The organism is Gemmatimonadota bacterium (assembly GCA_009835325.1).
GTDB lineage: Bacteria > JAAXHH01 > JAAXHH01 > JAAXHH01 > JAAXHH01 > JAAXHH01.
This window is the reverse complement of sequence record VXWP01000049.1, coordinates 41,166-64,157: the sequence shown is the minus strand read 5'-3', so window position 1 is coordinate 64,157 and position 22,992 is coordinate 41,166. Positions and strand designations below refer to the sequence as shown.

At 58.4% G+C, this 22,992-nt stretch carries 13 protein-coding genes; 2 read left to right on the top strand and 11 right to left on the bottom strand.

The window, feature by feature from the left end; translation table 11 throughout:
- Position 1: 1 nt before the first annotated feature.
- The 4 genes from F4Z81_06370 to F4Z81_06355 all read right to left on the bottom strand — a co-directional run bounded on the left by F4Z81_06370 (position 2) and on the right by F4Z81_06355 (position 6,024).
- Positions 2–2,206 (bottom strand): ATP-binding protein, encoded by a 2,205-nt coding sequence (locus tag F4Z81_06370; protein ID MXW04676.1) that lies wholly within the window; start codon positions 2,204–2,206, stop codon positions 2–4.
- The gene (locus F4Z81_06365) at positions 2,203–3,396 is read right to left on the bottom strand and encodes a site-specific DNA-methyltransferase (protein MXW04675.1); all 1,194 of its coding nucleotides are present in this window, start codon (positions 3,394–3,396) and stop codon (positions 2,203–2,205) included. The genes F4Z81_06370 and F4Z81_06365 overlap by 4 nt, the downstream gene beginning before the upstream one ends.
- A gap of 162 nt (positions 3,397–3,558) precedes the next feature.
- The gene (locus tag F4Z81_06360) at positions 3,559–5,190 is read right to left on the bottom strand and encodes a serine hydrolase (GenBank protein ID MXW04674.1); all 1,632 of its coding nucleotides are present in this window, start codon (positions 5,188–5,190) and stop codon (positions 3,559–3,561) included.
- Between the two features lie 51 nt (positions 5,191–5,241).
- On the bottom strand, positions 5,242–6,024 hold the full coding sequence (locus F4Z81_06355; GenBank protein ID MXW04673.1) for a hypothetical protein: 783 nt from the start codon (positions 6,022–6,024) through the stop codon (positions 5,242–5,244).
- Between the two features lie 149 nt (positions 6,025–6,173).
- Here F4Z81_06355 and F4Z81_06350 point away from each other — a divergent pair, with 149 nt between their 5' ends.
- Positions 6,174–8,018, top strand: coding sequence for a hypothetical protein (locus F4Z81_06350; GenBank protein ID MXW04672.1), 1,845 nt, complete (start codon positions 6,174–6,176; stop codon positions 8,016–8,018).
- A 130-nt stretch (positions 8,019–8,148) separates the two neighbouring features.
- Entirely contained in the window at positions 8,149–9,264 is a 1,116-nt protein-coding gene (locus F4Z81_06345; GenBank protein MXW04671.1) for an aminopeptidase, read from the top strand.
- A 17-nt stretch (positions 9,265–9,281) separates the two neighbouring features.
- Here F4Z81_06345 and F4Z81_06340 read toward each other — a convergent pair whose 3' ends face one another.
- The 7 genes from F4Z81_06340 to F4Z81_06310 all read right to left on the bottom strand — a co-directional run bounded on the left by F4Z81_06340 (position 9,282) and on the right by F4Z81_06310 (position 22,881).
- The gene (locus F4Z81_06340; GenBank protein ID MXW04670.1) at positions 9,282–11,732 is read right to left on the bottom strand and encodes a tetratricopeptide repeat protein; all 2,451 of its coding nucleotides are present in this window, start codon (positions 11,730–11,732) and stop codon (positions 9,282–9,284) included.
- Positions 11,733–12,125: 393 nt separating this feature from the next.
- Positions 12,126–14,744 carry a GWxTD domain-containing protein gene (locus F4Z81_06335; GenBank protein MXW04669.1) on the bottom strand — a complete coding sequence of 873 codons (2,619 nt, stop codon included), beginning with the start codon at positions 14,742–14,744 and terminating at the stop codon, positions 12,126–12,128.
- Between the two features lie 62 nt (positions 14,745–14,806).
- Positions 14,807–17,188, bottom strand: a complete 2,382-nt coding sequence (locus F4Z81_06330; protein MXW04668.1) for an FtsX-like permease family protein — start codon at positions 17,186–17,188, stop codon at positions 14,807–14,809.
- Between the two features lie 178 nt (positions 17,189–17,366).
- On the bottom strand, positions 17,367–19,745 hold the full coding sequence (locus F4Z81_06325) for a hypothetical protein (protein ID MXW04667.1): 2,379 nt from the start codon (positions 19,743–19,745) through the stop codon (positions 17,367–17,369).
- Positions 19,746–19,860: 115 nt separating this feature from the next.
- Positions 19,861–21,150, bottom strand: a complete 1,290-nt coding sequence (gene hemL, locus F4Z81_06320) for a glutamate-1-semialdehyde-2,1-aminomutase (protein ID MXW04666.1) — start codon at positions 21,148–21,150, stop codon at positions 19,861–19,863.
- 37 nt (positions 21,151–21,187) lie between these two features.
- On the bottom strand, positions 21,188–22,168 hold the full coding sequence (gene hemB, locus F4Z81_06315) for a porphobilinogen synthase (GenBank protein ID MXW04665.1): 981 nt from the start codon (positions 22,166–22,168) through the stop codon (positions 21,188–21,190).
- Between the two features lie 92 nt (positions 22,169–22,260).
- The gene (locus F4Z81_06310) at positions 22,261–22,881 is read right to left on the bottom strand and encodes a hypothetical protein (GenBank protein MXW04664.1); all 621 of its coding nucleotides are present in this window, start codon (positions 22,879–22,881) and stop codon (positions 22,261–22,263) included.
- Positions 22,882–22,992 lie beyond the last annotated feature (111 nt).

The window sequence follows — 22,992 nt, the reverse complement described above, 5'->3', positions numbered from 1 at the left end:
GTTACTTGGCTTCCTTCACGAAACTTACAACAAAGTTAGCGCCCGGTGACTTGCTTTGGTTTTTCTTCGCGACTGATATCTGATAGTCATGTCTTTCAAGTAGCTGGCGAGCGATGTATAATCCTAACCCCCTACCTTCCTGACCCTTTCCAGAGTAAAAGGGTTCGAAAATGTAGGGTAAATCGTCTTCGTCTATTCCAGGCCCATTATCTGAAAAGACTAAATCTCCATTCGTTCCGTCCACCGTTACGTTAATCTTCTTGTCGTTGTTATCTACGGTATCAAGCCAGTATGAGGCGTTGTCAAACAGATTAATCAGGACCTGCATTGCAACACCTTCGTTTGTGTCGGCGACCAGGGGCGAGCCAGGAACTACGGTCTTCTCATATCGAATGCCTCTCTTTTCAAGTAACCCTTGATATAGCTGGTACATCTTGTCTAAGATTGGTTCAATTCGAAGTGCTTTTCTACGTCTTTTAGCTGACTTGAATAGACTCTGAATGTCATTTATCCCATCTGCGATTTGTGAGAGAACCCCCACCAACATGTCCGAAAGTCGCAGGATCGTGTCATTTTCAAGTTTTCGCGATAGCCTTGAAAGTTCCTTCCCAATATCCATTGCCCTGGTCATCAGAAGCATGATATCATGAGAGGCCATCTCAACTGAGAGCCCCACTCCAGCCAGATCCTCAACCATTTCAGCTCTTTGAATTAGATGGTCTTTTTCCCTTTTGTATAACTTTTCAATTCTAGCAACCTCTCGGCCCCCTGATGAAAGACCTTGTCTCTCTAGATCTGTCCTTAAAGTGGCCAAATTACCTGAAACAACCTCGCTACGTACGATATCCACAGCGTTTCTATCACGGTTCTTCGCCTGATACTGTGCATAATGATGGCTCTTTATGTATGACAATATGGTCTGGATTAAACCAAAAAACTCACTAACCGCGTTTCCTTCTTCTATTAGACCTTCGCGGTTCGTTTTATCACGCAACTTCGGATTGTGCTCTTGAGTTATATCGATCCAGCCCACAAGCTGGTCATTACTGAAAAAGTTTCCTGCTCTACCTGTCCCCCTCGCAACATCGATATTCAACCAATCATCTTCAGGGTCGCCATATGGATAAACTCGAACACCGTCTCTGTAGAGGTATATTCTGTAATCCTTGAGTACTCTTTTTTCCGATGTATTAAGTTCGTGTTTACCCGAAATGCCTCGCGAAAAATCAAAAACATAGAAGTGAAACTCAAAACTACCACACTCAAGTTCTCGAGCAATGATGATTTCTCTATCCAAATACTGATTGTTTTTTAAAAGACCAATAATCAGCGAATCATCTAACTTGATTTCCGTGTACTTGTTCTCATCTTCATTAACACTCAAAAAGAAAGATCCAATTTCGGAATCAAACTTACCTTGTATTCTTAATACGGATTTGTCTTCGATTAACCTTTTAAGGATTTCCTCGTTTTTATCTTCTATTTGCCAGGGGGAACCATTGCATTCTACAGTTACTAGGAAACTATCAGTTGCTGTCTCATGTTTGGCGATTTTGGAAATTGGATCAGTCAGAGCAGAAAGGTCTTTTATCAGTCTTGATACGACCTGTTTACTCCACACTCCTTTTACTTTCGATATAACTATCTTGGTCCCATGCTGTTGCGTTATCGTCTTGGGAGGTGAAATCTCAGAGTAAAGCACCCTAATCTCATCTAGGTAAATGTCCCTATTCTCGATCTGGTCTTCAGTAAATTCCGAATCGTATTTTGTAAAATCATGTACCAACACAGACTCGAAACTCGAACATTCAGTCCGAGTAGTTACCGTAATATGACTTCCTAGTTTCAACAACGCAAACCGACCAATTCCCTTCTCACCCTGAACGATTCTCTTCCCACCGAGGGTTCTTCTATTTCCTTTTTTCTTTCTGATATATTTCTGAGGATTAGCTGGATTCATCCATGATTCGCGTATGACTTCTGGACTCATTCCATGCCCATCGTCCTCAATTATAATTCGTGAATCGCTACGAGCCGTCATGTCGTCATTGAATGCGTCAAAAGTGACTCGTACAAGATTGGCGTCAGCATCGTAAGAATTCTTAATCAACTCGAGCAGGGCAATACGCTCGTTTTTAATGAGCTGCTCACTGAGCATAGTCAACAATCTAGCATAAGGTCTTATAGGCAGTTCTGAGGTTTTCATCGTTTTTTACCGATCACTACGTACTCTTCGTTATAGACCTTTCTTTCCGAGGAATCTCTAGTAAAACGACCCTTGGAATCCCGATATGGAGTCATGATCTTCAACGATACTTTTCGCTTAACAACCTCAATATCCACGAAGAGTGAATTTACCATACAATCTCTTAAGTATCCAGCATTGTCTATCGTTACACCTTTGTATTCCGTGTTTCCAATCACAAACACCGCTAGCCCTTCCTGGTTTAACAAATGCCAGCATTGGTTGGTAGTTTTCTGTAAATCCATGAAATACCGAATGACCGAAGCTGCTTTCCCACGGTCTACCTGCAATAAATCGCGATACGTTTCTACACTGGAACTGCAAAGATTGTGTAAATCAGCGTCCTGTGGCGGTTTGACGCCGTACTGATTACCGATCATGTTTTTCCTTAAGTCCCGATAGTCTGTAGCATATCCAAGCCACATCGCGGACAACTGGTGTAAATCAGCGTAATTGTAGGAGACAACATAGGGCGGACTCGTGACGATTAAATCTGCTACGGGTTTCTGCAGGCGCGTGGATAGAAAGTCTCTTGTTACAATCGACGTTTTATGGGTTTTCCCTCGTGTGTACGCCTCCATACTGCTTATGTTTGCTTTTTGCATCATATGAATTTGACATTCAAATGCATCCATGACGTCATGTCGCGATTTGTTCGGATCCACTTGTGCCTTAATTGATTTCGTTAGCCATCTAGAAGTCGATTTCAAGATGTTCGAGAACGCGCAAAGGAAGAACTTCCTATACTTACTGTTACTAGGAATTACAAGCCTGATTGCTTTCTGTAATCTAAGCAGATCATCAATGTTCTGATCCTCGAACCAGTACCTTATCCTGTCATTGACACGTTTATAATCATTCTCATCAGCGCACACTGTACAAAACATGTCTTTGATTTTGGTGAAGTATCTTGCCAACATGTAATCGCAATAATCCCTAGATTTAACCTGTGCGATCAAGGTAGCCACAGGATTGATGTCGCATCCCCAAAAGTTAATTCCTTTTTTCTTTGCTTCAACCGCAGTTGTCCCACATCCGCAGAAAACATCTGCGACCGTATGGACCTCTACACCCTTTGCTTGAGCATATTGTAGTGCTTTAGTCGTGATGAATGCGGGAAACTTCGCCGGGTAACTGTGTATCCTGTGTATAGGATCTTCCTTGTCTTCGGCGTAATCCCAGAAAGTGGCAGAACCAACGTGGTTGATCATTTGTTAACCTCGAATCCCAAGAATACGTACCATTACTTTGAGTCTGTATACCAAAGAATTAGACTGATACTAAATTTCTATCTCGTGTTATAATCCGATCCCCTACCTCACCCGTTCCGCCCGGTGAGTCTGTCCGTCCTGGAGAAAGAGGAAGTGGTCGACGTTTCCCGCTTCGTCCGGGACGAAGGTGATCCTGGCATCCTCTTCTTCCAGGTAGAAATCCCCAGACGATTCGAGGACGAGTTCGCTCCGGGGCTGGCCGGGAGGCTGGCCGTAGAGCTTGCCGTCGCTGTAGGTGATGTCCACGGTGAATTCGGTGGAGAAGGCGTAGGTGCCCGTGCAGGCCACGTAGGCGGCCTCGGTCATTTGCACGACCTTCCTCGGGGGTGGCGCCAGGGGGTTCCGGGCGCTCAGCAGGTGGAACCCGATGTCCTCGACGCTGGCCGAGCTGTTGGACAGGACCACGACGCCCTTGCGCCATTGCTTGAGGAAGGCGGCGAAGGCGTAGAACCCGTTGGTCCGGCCGGTAAGCCAGTGGATGTCTCGGCCCCGCGTGTCCTGGCGCACCTTCCACCCCAGCGCGGTCTGGACATCCTCCTCGTCCGCGGGCTTCCGGGCCACGATGAGGCTGTCGAAGGACGCGTGGTAGCGGGTCGAGTCGTCTTCGGTGAAGTCCTCGGGCAGGGCGTAGATGATCCCCATGCTGGCCGACACCAGGGTCATCATGTCCAGGAGATTGGACCGCAGACCCGTGCCGCCTATGAGGGTCGTGTCGGACCAGGCGGGCACGGGCCGGCGGGCGTCGTCGTGCCCGGTCGCCAGGTAGGTCCGCATGGACGGCGTAGACGCATTGGCCGTGTTGGCCAGCTTGAGGGGATCGCCCAGCAACTCCCGTAACAAGACATCATAGTTTTCACCGGCGGCCCGTTCGAGCACGTGTCCCAGGAGACCCATGCCGAGATCGGAGTAGACGTAGCGGTCTTCCGGTTCGTCACGGCCTGGTGTATCCGAACGGTCTTCGCCTTCCCGATCCAGGAGATCTTCTCGATCCGGATCTTTGCCGTCCGGTTCTTCGAAATCAAACGGGAACTCGGACCCGTCACGCTGCGCCTCGGCGTACCGGTCGAGGAATGCGTACATCAATTCCACCGAGTACCCTTTCAGCGGATACTCCGGTTCATCCGAAACCAGGTTGTCCGGCAGGCGGGGCAGTCCCGAGGTGTGGGTGGCGAGGTGCTCGATCAGGATGGGGTTTCCTGCGCGCGTGGTTGGAACGGTCACCGTCTCCGGGAGATAGGCGGACATCTCATCGGTCAGGTTCACGTCGCCCCGCTGGACCATGAGGGACAGCATGGCCGTCGTGTACAGGCTGCTCAACTGGCCGATCTCGAAGACCGTCATGCCGCTCACGCGCCGGATCGTGCCGCGGTTGAGCGTGCCGTGGGCATAGACGTACCGGTTGATGCCGCGGATGATCCCGGCGACGACGCCCACCGTCTGGCCATAGTCATCGACGCGCTCCCGTAGCACGCGCTGCACGGGATCCTCTTCCTCGGCCTCTTCCGCACCGGAACTCCCCGCGCTGCCGGTCACGTTGCCCCGCGTGCCCTGCGCGAACGCCGTGCCCTGTGCGTGCGCCGTCCCCTGCGAGAACGCCACCGTCGCCGCGGCGAGCAAAAACAGGAGGCCTGCACCACACAGCCAGGTGATAGAAAAGTCAGGGGATAACCGCATGACGCCGACCTTCTCCCAGTATGCTTAGTTTGCCCGATGCGCTCAGTGCGCTCAGTGCCGCGGAACCACCACTTCGTTAACGCAGTCCATCCTGACGGGTTCCGCATAGTGGTACACGTTGACGCCCTCGGCGACCGGCGTGGGAACCCGGACGATGAACTCCACCCAGTCCGATGTATTGAACGCCGCGAAGGCCAGTTCGATCCCTTCCATCATGGCTGCAGGGTCGCTGGACAGGTCCGGCAGCAGCACCGGACCTGTGTCCGGCTGGTAGATCCAGTCCCGCTCGTTGGCATTGATCGTCTTGACCGGGTACTCGAGCACGGCGTCATACCGGTCGTTCCCGATGGTCGTCCGGGCGTTCAGGGGAACGTTGCCGAGGACGGCCTCCACGATGGCCCGCGGCGTCTCCAGGACGCGGCCGTCGACGCGGGACAGGTCGATCCGGACGTCCTCGAAGGTCTCCTCGATGGCGACGATCTGCCGTTCGGGCTGCTCGCCCAGGGAGGGCGGATAGAGCGTGGCGCCCCGGTCCGCCACTTCGTAGGTCTTGATGGCCATGAAGGTGTCCGACGAGAAGATCGGCTTGAAATCCGCATTGGGGATGTGCCAGATATCCCGTTCCACACCGACCTGTTCGGTCTTGCAACTCACCCCCAGGACGTACTCTTCCCTGAACCCGCTGTCCTTCGCGGTCACGGTCAAGGCGGCCTCTATGGGTATGCGGGCGTTGTTGAGGGAGTAGGGCACCTTCCGGGTCACGGTCTTCGGCGGCTTCTTCTCGGAATCCACCCGGAAAGTAAAGGTTGAACGTGCAAAATCGATGGTCTGCATGGCCCCCCCGAATGTGAACGGAACACGGTGCGTCCAGGTCCCGCATAATATAGTGTTCCCCGCGTGATTCCGGTATAGATTATGCATGGCCAAATCATCGATGCTCGGAGCAGTCATTTCGAAAGTACAGTCATGTCGAAAGTGCAGTCATGTCAAACGAACTGACCAGGACCTACCGGCCCTTCTCGGACGCCCGTCCCTACACGCGCTGGTGGTGGTTCAACGACGACATCAGGATGGAAGACGTACGGAGCCAGCTCAAATGGGTGCGGGACCAGGGGTTCGGCGGGGTGGAGATCGCCTTCATGTATCCACAGCCCGGTGCCGGGGAAGGACCCCGCTGGCTGAGCGAGGCTTGGACCGACCTGGTCGCCGGCGCCAAAGAGGAGGCGGACCGGCTGGGCATCGGGTGCGACTTCACCTTCAGCACCTCCTGGCCCTTCGGCGGGTCGATCGTACCCGAGGAGGACGCGGGACAGGTATTCGGCGGGCCTTCGGACCAGCGGCTCGAGAAGTCGTGGGAACTGTCCTACTACGGCCGAGGCCGTATCCTGAACCACCTGGATCCTGACGCGCTGGAGCGGTACGCCGGCCACGTCGGCGGCGCGTTGGAACCGGCCCTGCGAGGCACCACCTCGGCACTGTTCTCCGATTCGTGGGAGGTGTTCCCGGAGGGGCTATGGAGTGCCCATCTGGACACGGTCTTCCGGGACCGATTCGGGTACGACCTGGAGCCATTCAAGGCATCGATCGACGAACATCCCGACGTGCGGTACGATTACCGGAAGATCCTGTCGGACGCGACGATCGAGGGGTTCTTCAGGCCCTACGCCGACATCTGCCGCCGCCTCGGCGCCGTGAGCCGCGTGCAGTGCCACGGGGCGCCGACCGACCTGCTTGAAGCCTTCGCGCTCGTGGACGTCCCGGAATCCGAGGCCCTGCTGTTCGAGACCTTCTTCTCGGCCATCCCCGGATCGGCGGCGGCCCTGGGCGGGCGGCCTGTCGTGACCTGCGAAACCTTCACCTGCATCTACGGCTACGAACCGTGGCCTGCGCCGTCGCCCCATCACGGCGAGGAGAAGGTGGAGGACCTGAAGCTCATGGCGGACGCGGTGTTCGCCCACGGCGTCAACCACATCGTCTGGCACGGCATGCCGTACAATGCGCCCGGCGGGACCAATACCTTCTACGCGACCACGCACGTCGGTCCGGACAGCGGGTTCGCCGGCCGGCTTCCGGCCTTCAACGCCTACCTGGCGGAGGCGGCAGATTTCGTCAAGCAGGGCAGAACCTACACGGACGTGGCGGTGTACCTCCCGCTGGAAGACCACTGGATGCGCCACCTGCTTCCCGAAGAGCGGCGCGGACCGGCCGCCAACTATTACTGGGAGCTGCAGACCGTTGAGCGGCCGCCCGGACTTCTCGGCTACCATCCTCTTTGGATCTCGACGCCCTTCCTGGAGGAGGCGGTGGTGGAGGACAGGCGCGTCCGGTACGGCGAGGCCGCGTTTTCCATAATCTACGTGGACGTGGAGTGGCTGGACGGCGAAGGCCTTTCGGCCCTGCTTCGGCTTGCCCGGGAAGGCGCGCGGGTCTGCGTTCCGCGCCGGCCCTCCGCACCGGGGCACAGTCCGCCAGCGGATTTCGAGGATCACCTGAAGGAATTGATGAACCAGCCTACGGTCACCACGGAACAAGGTGCGGCGCTTCGCCATCCCCCGCTCGTCAGCGGCCGGGACGCGCCCGAGTTCTGGTGCCGGGAGGTCGATGGCGACTACCACGTCTTCTTCGCCCATCCCGATACGAAGCGGATCCGGTACCCCATGGCCTACGAGGGCTGGAGGTCCACGGAACGGGTCGAGCGTGAGGTCGTCCTGCACGTCGACGGCCGTGAGCGGACGGTGCGCCTGGCCTTCGAACCCGAAGACGCCATGCTGGTCAGGATATCGGCGTCCGGTGCAGTGGACGTAACACCGGGGCGAATCGAAGACTAGAGCGGCAGTCGCGGGCGACGCCGGTCCGGCGCGGGGGAGATGTTGCAGACCGGGAATGATACCCAGCGACTTGCGTGTCCGGCATTGCTCGCATAAACGACCCCAAACCAACCACGGAGACCAGAAACCCATGCACGATCCACGATACGGCCACCTGGCGGAAGTGCTCACTGGACACTCGACAAAGATCAAGACCGGGGACCGGGTGCTCGTCGAGGCCTTCGACGTGCCCGACGACATGGTGATCTCGCTGATCCGCGCGATCCGGGAGGCGGGCGGCGTGCCGCTGGTATCCATCAAGCACCAGCGCGTCATGCGGGAACTGGTCCGCGCCGGGGACGAGGACGCCATGGAAGCCGCCGGTGCCTATGAATCCCATCGCATGGCGCAGGTGCAGGCCTACATGGCCCTGCGCGGCAGCCGGAACGTGATGGAGATGTCGGACGTGCCGGGCGACGCCATGCGGCTCTACGAGCAACGTTGGATGAAGCCCGTGCACTTCGAAATCCGGGTGCCGAAGACCCGGTGGGTGGTGCTGCGCTGGCCGACCCCGTCCATGGCGCAGCAGGCCGGCATGAGCACCGAGGCCTTCGAGGACTTCTTCTTCGACGTGTGCACCCTGGACTACGGAAAGATGGAACGGGCGCTCGCGCCGCTCAAGGAGCGCATGAACCGCACGGACCGCGTCCGGATCACAGGTCCGGGCACGGACCTTTCCTTCAGCATCCGCGATATTCCCACCGTGGGATGCTCGGGCGACCGCAACATCCCGGACGGCGAGTGCTTTACCGCGCCGGTGCGCGACTCCGTCAACGGCGTCATCCGGTTCAACACGCCGACGCTGTATCACGGCGTGACGTTTACGGACGTGGAATTGAGGTTCGAGGAAGGCAGGATCACCGAAGCGACGGGCAACCGGACGGAGAAGCTGAACGAGATCTTCGACACCGACGAAGGGGCACGCTACATCGGTGAATTTGCCATCGGCTTCAACCCCCACATCACCGCGCCCATGCTGGACATCCTCTTCGACGAGAAGATCGCCGGGTCCTTCCACTTCACGCCCGGGCAGGCCTACGAGGAGGCCGACAACGGCAACCGGTCCGCCGTCCACTGGGACATGGTCATGATCCAGACGCCTGAATACGGCGGCGGGACCATCGAGTTCGACGGGGAAGTGATCCGGAGAGACGGCAGGTTCGTCGTTCCGGAACTGGAGGACCTGAACCCGGAACGGCTGAAGTGACGGACCGGCGGGACTTTCTACTGTTCCAATAGAATGAAGCTGGTCGATCGGGTTGCGCGGTGCCCGGTAAGCTGGTCTTCCACCGTCACATTGAGCACGTAGACACCGGGGGTCAGGTCGGCGGTGTCGATCGCCGTGTATTCTGCTTCCTCGGACGTTTCGCCCTCGCCTTCGTACGTCAGGACGACGGTCTGCTGGTCATCAGACCGACCAGGCTGACCAGGCCGGCCAGGCTGACCACCGAATCGACCACGCGTATCCGGCATGCCCTCGGGGTTGATCTCGTAGTGGGTCGTGTAGGAAGTCCTGCCCACTTCGTCCTGCCCCAGGTTGTATACTTCGTAGTACACGTAAACCAACTGGCCGCTTCCGTAGGCGCGCAGCGGATGGGGTACGATGTTCAGGCCCTGCCTGACAAATGGTCCGGGCTGGTCGGCCGGCGTGATGCCCGTGGACAGCTTGAGATCGCTGATCATCAACGAATTGCCCCTGTAGTCGGGAACGGTAACCGGTTTCTTGTATATGCCGATGCGCCGGGAGGCTTCATCTCTCATCTCCACCGCCGCCGTAAATTGGCCCGGAGGCACCTGTACGTCGACAGCCAGCGTGAAGGCCGACACCCTGGCCTGATCGGAGCTGATCTTACGCTTCGGCCGTTCGATAGGCCCGAATCGGAACTTCTGATTGAACGCAGGGCTGAATGCCGAGTCACGCAGCGTAGCCTGGTTGCTCAGGAAGGTCTCGGTCCCCTGGCCGTCGGTGACGTCGCCGAACTGCCAAACGGGAATGCTGTAGGCCAGTTCCATCACCGTCTCGTCGCCGGCGCCCCGGAAGGTGGTGATGTCGAAGGCATAGTCCAGAGACTCGCCACCGAAATCGTGCGCATAGTCCTCGGGAGTCTTTTCGATCAGTGCAGCGGCAACCTTGGTGGGATGATACCGGTGCTCACGGACCATATCACCCACGAACAGATCGGCGGTCCCTAGCGGATAGTCGAACTTTCCGTTATTCAGCAGATCCATGAAGAAAAGCTCCATATCGTGTTGTACGTACACCCAGCTTTCGACCGTGTAACCGTAGTACAGGTCTTTTTTTCCCTGCAATGCCATGTAATCTGCCATGAGCGCCCCCCCACCGATAATGGGTGAAGGCTCGTCACCGAAGGGGCTGAAAAAATCCTGCTGCCCCGGGCCGCCCTGCAGCTTCAAGTTGTAACCCTCAAGAAGGTTCCTTTCACGGATCGCATCCACGGCGGGATTCCCAGTGAGCTGGTGGTTTATATCGGGATCCTGGTAGGGGCTGAACACGAAACGGCGAAGATCATCGGGCGCCCCGTAGCGGACATACATCTCTCCGCGGCGATCATAGGGATGTTGTCCACTGGAAAACAGCAGCCGGGCGTACATCACCCGCTTGTAATGTTCGACAAGGCGTTCGTTTTCGACCGTGGCCGGATTGGAATCCCGGGCGTTCCAGAAGTCCCGCCACATCTCATCCCGGTCGGATCCTTCCGCGGACCGCCATGCTTCAAGGACGTCCGGCGGCGCCACGTGGGACAGGTCCGCGTACACCTCCTGCTCTGCCGGATCAAGCGACTCGATGTACGTCTCCAGCGAATGCTGCAGCAGATCGAATTGCTTTTCGTTGCTCATGGCCAGCGCTTCGAACTGCGTGTGCATGGCCCTGATCACATCCGGTACGGCGCCCTCCATCTCCTCCGCCATCTGCCGCAGCCGCTCCGCGCCCCGTTCGTAGAACTCGAACCGGTGGCAGATACCCGCGAATCGCCGGAGCGCTTCGGGGTGTCCCGGATTGACCCGATACTGTCTCAGATAGGCGTTCATTGCCTGGATGTAGTCGTCGTAACGGTCCCTTTCCTGCTTATGGTGATCCGTCACGTTCAATTCCTCGTAGCATCGTCCCAGTTGAAACCAGGCGTCCGGATGCATTGGATCCAACTCAAGGGCCTGATGGAAGTACTTCCGCCCATCGGGGTCACTGCCTATCAGCCAGCCCTTGTCGCTTTGGTCCATGAAGGTCAGCCCCATGATGTACTGGAATTCGGCGTTTCCCGGGTCAAGTCTTAACGCCCTGCGAAGCGCCTTGCGTGCATCCAGCCTCCGGTAGGGCATGCGCACGTATACGAGTCCCATGCCCGCGTGGCCCGGAGCCCAGTTTTTGTCCCGCCACACCGCCGTCTTGAAGGACTTTAGCGCTTCCTCGTCCCTGGACAGGGCGTACAGGGCCATCCCCATCCAGTAGTGGGCGGGCGTCGCCTTTTCGTCAACGCGGACCGCCTGCTCCAGGTGAGACAGCGCTTCGCTGTACATGCCGAGGTCGTAGAGCCGCTTGCCTTCTTCGAGTGGGGAAAGGCTCGCCGGCGTAGACTCCGCGGGGCTAGTCGATGTCGAACCGGACAGACCGGACTGGGCAAGCGACGGGCCGGACGTTACTGCCGTCACCAGCATCACAAACACGTACGGAATCACACGTTTGATACACACTTTTTGTACCTTGAAGGTGATGTCAGGACCGAAAGAGGTGCGGAAATTGCTCGTATCTGATTCTAAACTTAGGATCGGCCGGACGGAAGATCAATAGGGTAGAACCCTACCTTTGCAAGATTGGGTTAGTCGTTCCGGTTTAAGTAGAAGTAGGGCGTGAAGTTGTAGGTTTTTTGCTGCTCGGTACTGATTAGACCTCGGCTCAGGATTTCCTGTTCGCGGAAAGTCAGTGCGGGCGGCATGGCACGCCAATGAGCAACATCAGCGCCGCAGCCGGGATGAAACGGTCCGCCCTCGGGATGAAGCGGGCCACCAACGGAATGAAACGGGGAACTGTCTGGTCTCCACGGTACTCCTCTACCGTTCCATGACCAGGAAGTTGACCGTTTTGGATACGGTGCTTCCCGCGTTCTGGTCGGTGAAGGTGACGGTGAGCACGTACTCACCCGCCGGCAGGCCGGAGGTATCCAGCGACGTGTACTCCCGGTCCTCGGTCGAATACCCCTCTCCCGAGAAAGCCATCATCACCGTCTGCATGTCCCGTTGCCTGCGGGCCGACCAGCTGGGCCGCGAACTACCTTCGCGGGGGCTGATCTCGTAGAGGATCTCGTACTCGGTCTTCCCGTCCGGATTCATAACCAGGTTGTAGATTTCGTAGTAGACGTAAACGGGGTTTTCCCGGATGTAGAGCCGTCCCGGATTGGGCGTAATGTTCAGCCCCTTGCGCACGAAGGGCCCCTGCACGCCGGACGGCGTGATCAGGGTGGCCAGCTTGAGGTCGCTTATGAGCAGTTCCTCGCCACTGTAATCGGAAACGCTGACCGGCCTTAGATACACTCCGATCCGCTGGGAGATTTCGTCCCTCACCTGGACCGCCATCGTAAAATCACCCGACGGCGCAACGACGCTTTCCGGCAAGGTATACACCGGGACTTTCACGATGCTTTCGGCCAGCCGCCGCTTCGGCCGGTCAAAGGGCCCGAATCCGAAGGCGTGGGTAAACTGCGGGCTCATGGTTGAATCTCGCAGAATGACCTGGTGATCGAGCCGGGTAAGGATCCCCTGGCCGTCCGATACGTCGCCGAATTGCCAGACGGGGATGCTGTAGGACAGGTCCAGTTCCGTCGCGCCGTTGTCCGCCCTGAAGCTGATGGCATCGAACGCGTACTCGAGATGTTCCCCGCCGAGGTCATGCAGGTATTCCTCGGGTGCTTTGGCGATCAGTTCCTCCGCGAGCCGCCGGGGGCTGAACCGTTCCTGCCGGACCGTCTCCTGCTGGGAGGAAAGCAGGTTTCCCCAGGGGTAATCGAACCTGCCCCCACCGAACTGGTCGACGAAGAACAGTTCCAGGCCGTACCGGGCGTATACCCAGCTTTCGGTGGCGTATCCATGCCCCATCAACTTTCTCTCTTCCTGCATGGTCAGTTGTCCTGATGATGCGACGATCCCGCCGGCCAGCAGTTCGCCGGCATCGTTGATTTCTTCTTCAGTCATGCCCTCGGGCGGGACGATCGTCATACGGCCCCGGTCGACACGCAATCGATAACCGTACCGGTCATTCTGCTCCCGGATCGCGTCCACGACCGGATCATCGGAAAGCGAGGCCGACCTGTAGGCGTTTCGATCTGCTATATGGACGTCGCTGCGGCGGTCTTCCGGTGCTCCGAATCGGACGTGCATTTCGCCGCGGCGGTCATAGGGGTGCTGCCCCTGCGAGAAATGGTACCGGGCGTACATGACCCGCCGGTAATGCTCCACCAGACGTTCGTTCACTACCGTTGCGGGATTCGAATCCCTGGCGTTCCAGAAAGCGCGCCAGCGCGCATCGCGTTCGCTGTCGCCGGATTCTTGCCTGGAGGCCAGTGCGTCCGGAGGGGCTACGTGCGCCAGGTCCCGGTAGACTTCCCTTTCGTCAGGTTCAATAAGGGAAAAGTAGGTCTCAATCACCTCATGCAACACGTCGGGCCGTGGTTTTGCGGCTTCGGAAAGCGTGCTGAAACGCTTCTGCAGGGCCCTGACTACAGCCGGACCCGATGCGTCCGGGTCGTCGGCTGCGTCGAGGTCGTCGGATGTTCCCGATTCGACAACTGCGCCCAGGTCGTCCGCGGCCCCTTCGAGCAGCTTCGCGGCCAAACTGTATTCTTCAGCTAGCACGGCCAGGTAGACGAAACGGCTGAGCGCGTCGTAATGATGGGGATTAATCCTGAACTGCGAGATGTAGGCCGCCATCGCCTTGTCGAATTCGGGCGGCCCGGGCGACTCGGGCCGTTCGTAACAACGGCCGACCTGGTAAAACGCATCGGGATGGGCAGGATCCAGTACCGCCGCCTTCAGGAAGAAGGACCGGCCGTCCCTTTCGCCGCCGACAATCTGGTCGGTCTTTCGCACGTTCATATGGGCCATGCCCAGTTGGTACTGGATTTCCGGGTCCTCCGGCGCCAGCCTGGCCGCCCTGCGAAAGGCATTGCGAGCGTCCAGTCTCCGGTATTTCATCTGCAAGTAAGCCTTGCCCAGTCCCATGTAACCAGATGCCCAGTTTTCGTCCAGTTCGACCGTACGCTTGAACGAGACGACCGCTTTCCGGTATGCCGCAAGTTCGTACTGAGCCATGCCCCGCCAGTAGTGAGCAGGGGCCGAGCGGTCGTCCTCCGTAACCGCCTGCTGAAACTGCGCCAGCGCTTCCTCGAATCGCTCCGCTTCGTAAAGCGCTTTGCCCGATTCCAACGAAGAATCATGGAGATTCTCAGAGACGGGATTCGGAGGCGACGGCACAGGCGCGGGTGAGTACGAGGGCGAGGGTGCAGGTGAGAACAAGAGCGCGGACGTGAGCGAAGCCGCAGGTGAGGACGCGGGCAGGGCCTGGACGGGACGCTGCGATGCACAGATCACCAGGGCCGCAATGAGCAGTACGCAGTATCTGGACATGGTTGAACGGTGTAGTGGGCGCGTGCTACCGCCAGGGGTGGGGAATACCATCGTCGTTTCCCATTATGCTGGAAACGTACAGGCCGGTGTCGAGGAGGTCAATCTAAAACCGTCTACTCGCGGCGCAGGGTATCCGCCGGATTGATCAGGGCGCTCCGGAAGGTCTGCAGGCTGACGGTGACCAGGGTTATGCCCAGGACCACGAGACCTGCCAGGACAAATGGCCCCACGCCGAGTTCGGCGCGGTAGGCGAAGTCCGCCAGCCATTCGTTCATGAGCAACCAGGCTGCCGGCCAGGCAAGGACGTTCGCGATGAGGACGAGGTAGACGAACTGTTTCGACAGCAGGCCCATGATGTCCGATACGGCGGCACCCATCACCTTGCGGATGCCGACCTCCCGTGTGCGTCGGACGACCTCCAGGGAAACCAGGCCGTATACACCCAGGCAGGCGATCAGCAGGGCGAATACCGCCGAATAGGTGAAGATCCGCGCCAGGTTGGCCTCTTCCACGTAGAAACGGGCAAGGTCGTCATCCAGGAAGAAGTACCCGAAGGGCGATCCCGGCGCCACTTCGGCCCATGCTTCTCTCAGCAGATCCAGCGTGGCGGGCAGGCCCCGCTCGCTGACGCGCACCATGAAAAAATTGATCCGATCCATATCATCATCCCCGAACACCACCGGATTGAGGGTGAGTATGACGGGTTCGATCTCGTGGTGCATGGACCGGTAATGGTAGTCTTCCACCACGCCGACGACCGTGACGCCGTGCGGCAGCGTGCGGCCCACAGGATCTTCCCATCCCATCGACCTGGCCGCGGCCTCGTTGATGATGCATGATCCCGATTCGTCACCCCCGAACTCCCTCGAGAAATCGCGACCAGAGACGAGGTTCAGTTCCAGGGTCTTCACGTAGTCGTAGTCCACGGTATACATGAACGCTTCCAACCGGTTACCGGCCGTGTCGGCGTACGCGGCCTGGGCCAGTCCCTGGTTCGGACCGAAGGAGTTTGATACACCGGTCACGTTCAGCACGCCCTCGTAGGATATCACCCGATTCCGGAAAACATCCAGGCTGCCGGAATCCTGGTCTTTCTCGATCACGACGATGTTCTCGGCATTGTATCCAAGATCCCCGGTCCGGGCGAATTCCAGCTGCCGCGTCATGACGAGAATGGAGACGACGAGCGCCGCGGACAGCCCGAACTGCACGACCATGAGGCCCCGGATGAGCAGGTTAGGACCGCCGACCTGGATCCGCTGCTGGAAGATTGCGACCGGATTGAACCGGGAAAGGACCATGGACGGGTAGCTGCCGGATACAAGGGCGACCAGCAAGGTGAACGCCAGGAGCGCGGCCAAGGTGGAACCGCTTGAAAGGTAGTCGAGGACGAGCGAACTCCCCGACAGCGAATTGAAGATAGGCAGAAAGAGATGGGCCAGGATCACCCCGAGCACGAGGGCGAAGCAACTCAGCACCAGCGATTCGCCCAGGTGCTGCCCCGCGATCTGCGACTGTTGGGCGCCGAACACCTTGCGGAGTCCGACCTCCTTCGCGCGGGTCGACGAACGGCATATGGCCAGGTTCGTGAAGTTGACGCACGCAATGAAAAGGACGAGCAGCGCGACGCTGATCAGTATGTAGGACCTGTTCGGATCGCTGGCGGTACCCAGGCCGTTCCCTACGCCCGGGTCCAGGTGGGTGTCCGTGAGCGCCTGGGTTTCCAGCATCCTGGACATCTGCCCCGAGAAATGGGCCCTGGAGAAATCGGGGAACTGCTCCGTGAGCAGATCGGCCTGTTGAGGATCCGACAATTCCGCGTACGTGGAAGTGACCGAGTAGTTCCAGCTGTCAACGGCATCGGCGAGAAAGGGGTTCATGCCGATCGTCCGCTCGAAGGGAAGCAGGAAATCGAACTGGATGCTGGAATTGCCCGGGATATCCTCCGTCACGCCGGTCACGGTAAACGGCTCATCCCTGATCGTGAGTTGCCGGCCCAGCGCGCTTTCCTGCCCAAAGTACTTCTCCGCAATGGACCGACTGATTACCAGGGCGTTGAAATCGGCGAATACCGTCTCGGGATCTCCTTCGATAAGCGGAAACGAAAACACCTGGAAGAACGAGGGATCGCAGGTGAGCATGCGATCTTCCCTGAACGTATCGTCCCCGACACGCACCACCAAACCACCCCCGAACTGTCGAATCCTGACTGTTTCGACCACCCCGGGGAACTGGCGTTTCAGCGCCGGCGCAAGCGGAATCGGTGTAGTCGCGGTGCGGAACGGCGTGCCGTCGAATCCCTGTCCCGATACGTTCACGCGGTAAATCCGGTCCGCTTTCTCGTGGAAGGTGTCGAAGGTCCACTCCTGGCGCACGAAGAGGAATACGAGCAGGCTGCAGGCGATACCTGTCGATAGCCCCATCGTGTTGATGAAGAAGTAGCCCTTGTTGGCGAAGAGGTGTCGCAGCGCGATGACGAAGTGGTTTTTCAGCATGGCCGTTCTGTCCCCTGCAACGTACGACTATATGACGGCAAGACTTTACGAAGGCAACTCGAACCTCGAGGTATAAAAAGGGGATCTACGGTTTCAACCCGCCGATCCCCTTAAATGTTGCTTGTTGGAAACTATTACGATGCTGAACTTACGAATCGCTGATACGCGTTCCTGGCAATCAGGGAACCTCGAACGTGTTCTCGCTGCGGCGATGACTCCTTTCGCCATTGAGCGTAATTTCACCGACCAGTCGATACTCGCCGGCGACTTCAGGATCGTATGCGCAAGCGTTATACATCACTCGTGTGTCCTCGATATTCTCCCATGTACTGCCCATATCGACGCTTCGTTGCCACATGGAGTAATGGACGGTAAGGGTATCATTAGTGAAGGCATTGGTCCAGTCTTTCAGTCCCTCCGGGGGAAGCAAAGCTCCGATAAGACTGTGCTCAGTGAAGCATCCAGTTATTTCAATTGTAGCTATTGAAGCGCTGAATATCAATTTACCGCGCTCAACCCTCACGCCTTCCCACTCGACGTATTCTATCTCTTCCCCGCCTTCACCGTCACCACCCTCTCCGCCTTCTCCACCGTCTTCGACTTCACATTCGGTTATCCCTCGCGCATCTATGATTCCGGCCACCCATGCCTGGAATTCGGCTTCCGGTGGCACGCAGATCTGGGTGCCGACCAAAGTGAGTGAATTGAGATTGAGATTCAGGAACTCTCTGGGCAGTGTACCTGTCAGTCCGGCATTCGACGCCAGGAGAAGTAATTCCAGATCAGAGAGATCGCCAAGTTCTGGAGGCAATTCTCCTGTCAATTCGTTATGATGGAGTATCAGTATATCCAGTTTTCCCATTTGGCCTAACTCGGGCGGGATAGACCCTTGTAGTTGGTTATTGCCCAGGTTCAGTAAAGTCAGTTCGCTCAGTTGGCCCAATTCGGACGGTATTGAGCCCGTTAACTTATTGTTGAACAAATACAGGCGTTTAAGTTGACTCAACTGACCTAATTCGGACGGTATGCTTCCAGTTAAGCTGTTATCATTCAGTGACAGGTGTTCAAGTGCTGCCAGTTGGGCAAGTTCAACAGGTATTTCACCTGTTAAACTGTTTTCTTTGAGTATAAGGAATGTGAGATTACTAAGTCGGCCCAACTCGACCGGAATCGAACCAGTTAACTGGTTGTCCTCCAGCAACAAGGTGTTTAACTGAGCCAACTGGGCCAGTTCGACAGGTATGTTCCCTGTCAACCGGTTGCCCCGCAGCCACAACGCCTCCAGTTCAGTCAGCGTACCCAATTCTGGAGGAATGGACCCCGTTAACTGGTTATCCTCCAGATGCAATCTCTTCATACGTTTCAATTGGACCAGTTCGACGGGAATCTCGCCCGTCAACTGGTTTTCTGACAGATAAAGATCATTCAGATGGCTCAATTGACTCAGTTCAACGGGGATCTCGCCGGCCAGGCGATTGTTGCTAAGGAGCAACCTGGTAACCCGGGCTGTATCATCGACGATCACGCCATTCCAGGATTCGATAGGTTCATCGCTAAGCCAGTTTTCCTGATACTCCCAGTTTGGACCGTCTGTCGCATTGTACAACGCCACAAGTGCCGACCTGTCCGGACTGGGAACGAACACACGAATCGCAGTACTTTTGCGGATATCGCCGGCCTGGGCTGTGATATCCGCCATGCCGTCGCCTACGGCGGTTACAAGACCTTCCTCGTTCACGGTCGCCACTGATTCATCGCTGCTCGACCAGGAGACCGCAGCGTCTTCAATGGTAAAATCGTTCGCATCGCTCACCGTGGCCATGAACTGAACCGTCTGCCCGAGTTCGCTCAACGAAGCGGACTCCGGTGTGATCGCGATGCTGGCCGGCGCCTGAGATACGGTTATGGCCGCATTGGCAGACAGGCTGCCGGACTTGGCCGTGATCTCCGCCATGCCATTACTCACCGCCGTCACGAGACCGTTGCCGTCCACGGTCGCCACGGCTTCGTCCCCGCTCGACCAGGTGATGGTCTGGCCGGACATGGCGTTGTTCCGCTGATCCCGTACCGTTGCCCTGAGTTGTACGGTTTCCCCGATCGCCTCCAGCGTATGCGAGGAGGGTGTTACCGCGATCCGGGTCGGCACCGGCTCGGCCACCGTGATGTTCGAGGTGCCCGACGCGTTGCCGGAACGCGCCGTGATCTGGGTCGTACCGTTGCTCACCGCCGTCACCAGGCCATTGCCGCTGACCGTCGCCACGGCGGTGTTGCTGCTCGACCAGGTCACCGTCTGGCCGGTCATCGGGTTGTTGTTCTGGTCCCTCACTGTCGCCGACAACTGCACGGTCGCTCCGATCGACGCCAGGGTGTGCGAAGAAGGCGCGACGGTGAGGCTCGTCGCCACGGGCGTCGGTGGGGGTGTCGGTGGGGTCGGCGGCGTCGGTGTGGACGGCGTGGGACTCGTCGGGCCGCTGTCACCGCCGCCGCATCCTGCGAGGATCATGAAGTACATGGAAGCCGTGATCATGACGAACGCACGACTGAATGGGCGAATCACGTTGGACTCCTCTCGGATATGGACGGTAATGCGGTTCGTTTGATTCTTCCGCACATGATCTTAATAGATCGGATATGGATAGTCTATGCTTTTAAATGTCTATGTCTTGAACAATCTAATTTACCAGAATATTCATGCTCTCCCGGGCCGCGTCGAGGGTCCGGTCGATGTCCTCTTCAGTGTGGGCCAGGGACACGAACCCCGTTTCGAGGCGCGAGGGCGCCAGGTAGACGCCCCGGTCCAGCATGTTCCAGAAATAACGCCCGTACGTATCCGCGTCCGAAGTGGAAGCGGCCTCGAAGTTATCGACGGCCTGGTCGGTGAAGAAGGTACACATCATGGACCCGACGCGCGTCAGGTACGCGGGAACGCGGGCCGCTGCCGCCGCGGTGCGAAGGCCGTCGCCGAGCCGGGAAGCCAGGTTTTCGAGCCGCTCGTAGACACCGGGTTCCTGAAGCTGTTTCACCGTTTCATCGCCCGCGGTCATGGCCAGCGGATTGCCCGATAGTGTGCCGGCCTGGTAGACCGCCCCGACGGGGGCCACGGTTTCCATGATTTCCCTTCGCCCGCCATAGGCGCCGACGGGGAGGCCTCCGCCGATGATTTTACCCAGGCAGGTCATGTCTGCCGTGATGCCGAACCGTTCCTGCGCGCCGCCGAAAGCGATCCTGAATCCCGTAATGATCTCGTCGAAGATCAGGATGATGCCCCGCTTCTCCGTTTCTTCCCGGATGCATTCAAGAAATCCCTCGGCCGGCGGGATCATGCCCATGTTGCCGGCGACCGGCTCGACGATCACGCAGGCAATGTCGTCGCCCCGCTCCGACAGGGCAGCCCGGACGGCACCGATGTCGTTGTACGGCAGGTTGAGGGTCATCTTCGCCAGGTCCGAGGGCACGCCGGGGCTGTCGGGGATGCCGAACGTGGCGGCGCCCGACCCGGCCTGAATGAGAAAGCTGTCCCCGTGGCCGTGGTACCCCGCCTCGAATTTGACCGCCAGGTCCCGTCCCGTATATCCGCGGGCTACGCGCAGGGCGCTCATGGTCGCTTCCGTACCGGAGTTGACCATGCGAATCAGTTCGATGGACGGAAAGGCGGTCTTGACCCGTTCCGCCAGCCTGATCTCGGCCTCCGTGGGCGTGCCGAAACTCGTGCCCCGCTCGCAGGCCTTCTTCAAAGCTTCGACCACGGCGGGATGGCCGTGGCCCAGGATCAGCGGCCCCCAGGATCCCAGGTAGTCGATGTACGCGTTGCCGTCCACGTCGTAGACCTTCGACCCCGCGCCCCGTTCCATGAAGACGGGGCGGCCTCCGACCCGGCCGAAATTGCGCACGGGGCTGTTCACCCCGCCCGGCATGGATCGCAAGGCCTGGTCGAAGAGCGTGCTGGATCGGGAACGGTTCATTCGGCTCGTCCCATTCGGTTCATTCCGTTCGTTCGGTTCAACCGGATTGGAGTCCGCGCGCGACCTCCCGCGCGAAGTAGGTAAGGATCATGTCGGCTCCGGCGCGCTTTATGGCGGTCAGCGACTCCAGGACAATCCTTTCTTCATCGATCCATCCCATCTGTCCCGCCGCCTTGATCATGGCGTATTCCCCGCTCACGTTGTAGGCGGCCACCGGCACTTCAAAAGTCGATTTCACCCGGTGTATCACGTCGAGATAGGCCAGGGCCGGCTTGACCATGACGATATCGGCGCCTTCCTCGAGGTCCAGCTCCACTTCCCGGAGCGCCTCGTTGGAGTTCGCCGGGTCCATCTGGTAGGAACGGCGGTCGCCGAATTGCGGGACCGAGTCCGCGGCGTCGCGAAAGGGCCCGTAGTAGGCCGAAGCGTACTTGGCGGAATAGGCCATGATCGGGACGTGCGTAAGCCGCTCGTCGTCGAGGGCCTCCCGTATCGCGCCCACGCGGCCGTCCATCATGTCCGACGGCGCGACCAGGTCGGCGCCGGCCTTCGCCTGTGAGAGCGCCGTCCGGACGAGCAGCCGAAGGGTGGCGTCGTTCTCCACGTCGTCTTCTTTGATGACCCCGCAATGGCCGTGATCGGTGTACTCGCAGAGGCACACGTCACCGATGACGGTGAGTCCCGGCGCCGCCTGCTTGATCGCGCGGATGGCCCGTTGGACGATGCCGTCGTCCGCGTAAGCGCCGGAACCGTAGGTGTCCTTGTGCTCCGGAATGCCGAAGAGCATGACGGCCGGGATGCCCAGGTCCGAGACTTCGCGGCAGACCTCCGCGCCCTGGTCCACCGACAGCCGCTCCACACCGGGCATGGAATCCACCGGGGCACGGACGCCTTCTCCCGGGCAGATGAACAGGGGGTAGATCAGGTCGTCCACGGACAGCCGGGTCTCGCCGACCATTCTGCGCAACCGCTCGGTGCGGCGCAGGCGCCGCAGTCTGTGTACGGGAAATGCCATCAGGTTTCTCAGTTAGCTATTGGGGCTCGCTATTGGGGCCCGCTATCCGGGCATCAGGACCCGCCGCAGTTGGCGCAGCCGCCGCAGTTGGCGCATCAGGACCCGCCGCAGTTGGCGCAGCCGCCGCCGTCGAATCCGTTCAGGGCGCTGCAGCGTTCACACTGGAAAAGGACATGACCGGCGTCGATGGATCGTAATGCCATCCACTCCCGCGCCGGCGCCCGGTGTTTCGAAGGCACGATGATCCTGGCCTCTCCGATCGATCGAGCGTCCAGGAGGAGGCCGGCGTCCTGCCGGGCCGAGAACACCCGGCAATCCACGCCCTGCTGCGCAAGGTACCGCCGGTAGTTCAGCGCTTCCCGGTCTTCCGCCCGGTAGAGGATCTCCTCCTCGACCGGGATTTCCTCTTCCAACCCGTGTCTTTCACAGAAATACCGGCCCAGCCGGCGGATCCCGCAGTCCCCGCACACGTGCTGTCCGCAGACGACGCATCGTCCGTGGGCGGGCTGGTCCGGATGGGTCAGGCAGCGCAGGTCGTCGACGAAAACCGTCCCGCAGACCGGGCAGGATTTCGCGTCGCCCGGGATTTCTTCCTTGCACTCATCGCAGACCCAGGTCGACGCCTCGTTCAGCGTTTCGACCAGGGTTGTTGCGCAGATGGGGCACTGCGCCACACCCTGGGCGTATTTACATTCGCATTCCGGACAGAAAGGCATAGTATTCGGCCGTTTGTTAACTGAAATCACGCCCGACAAATATATACCGGTGCGTCATTTCGGGGCAATCGTTATTACGCGGGCCGCTCCCCCGCGGCCTTGCGGTCGCGC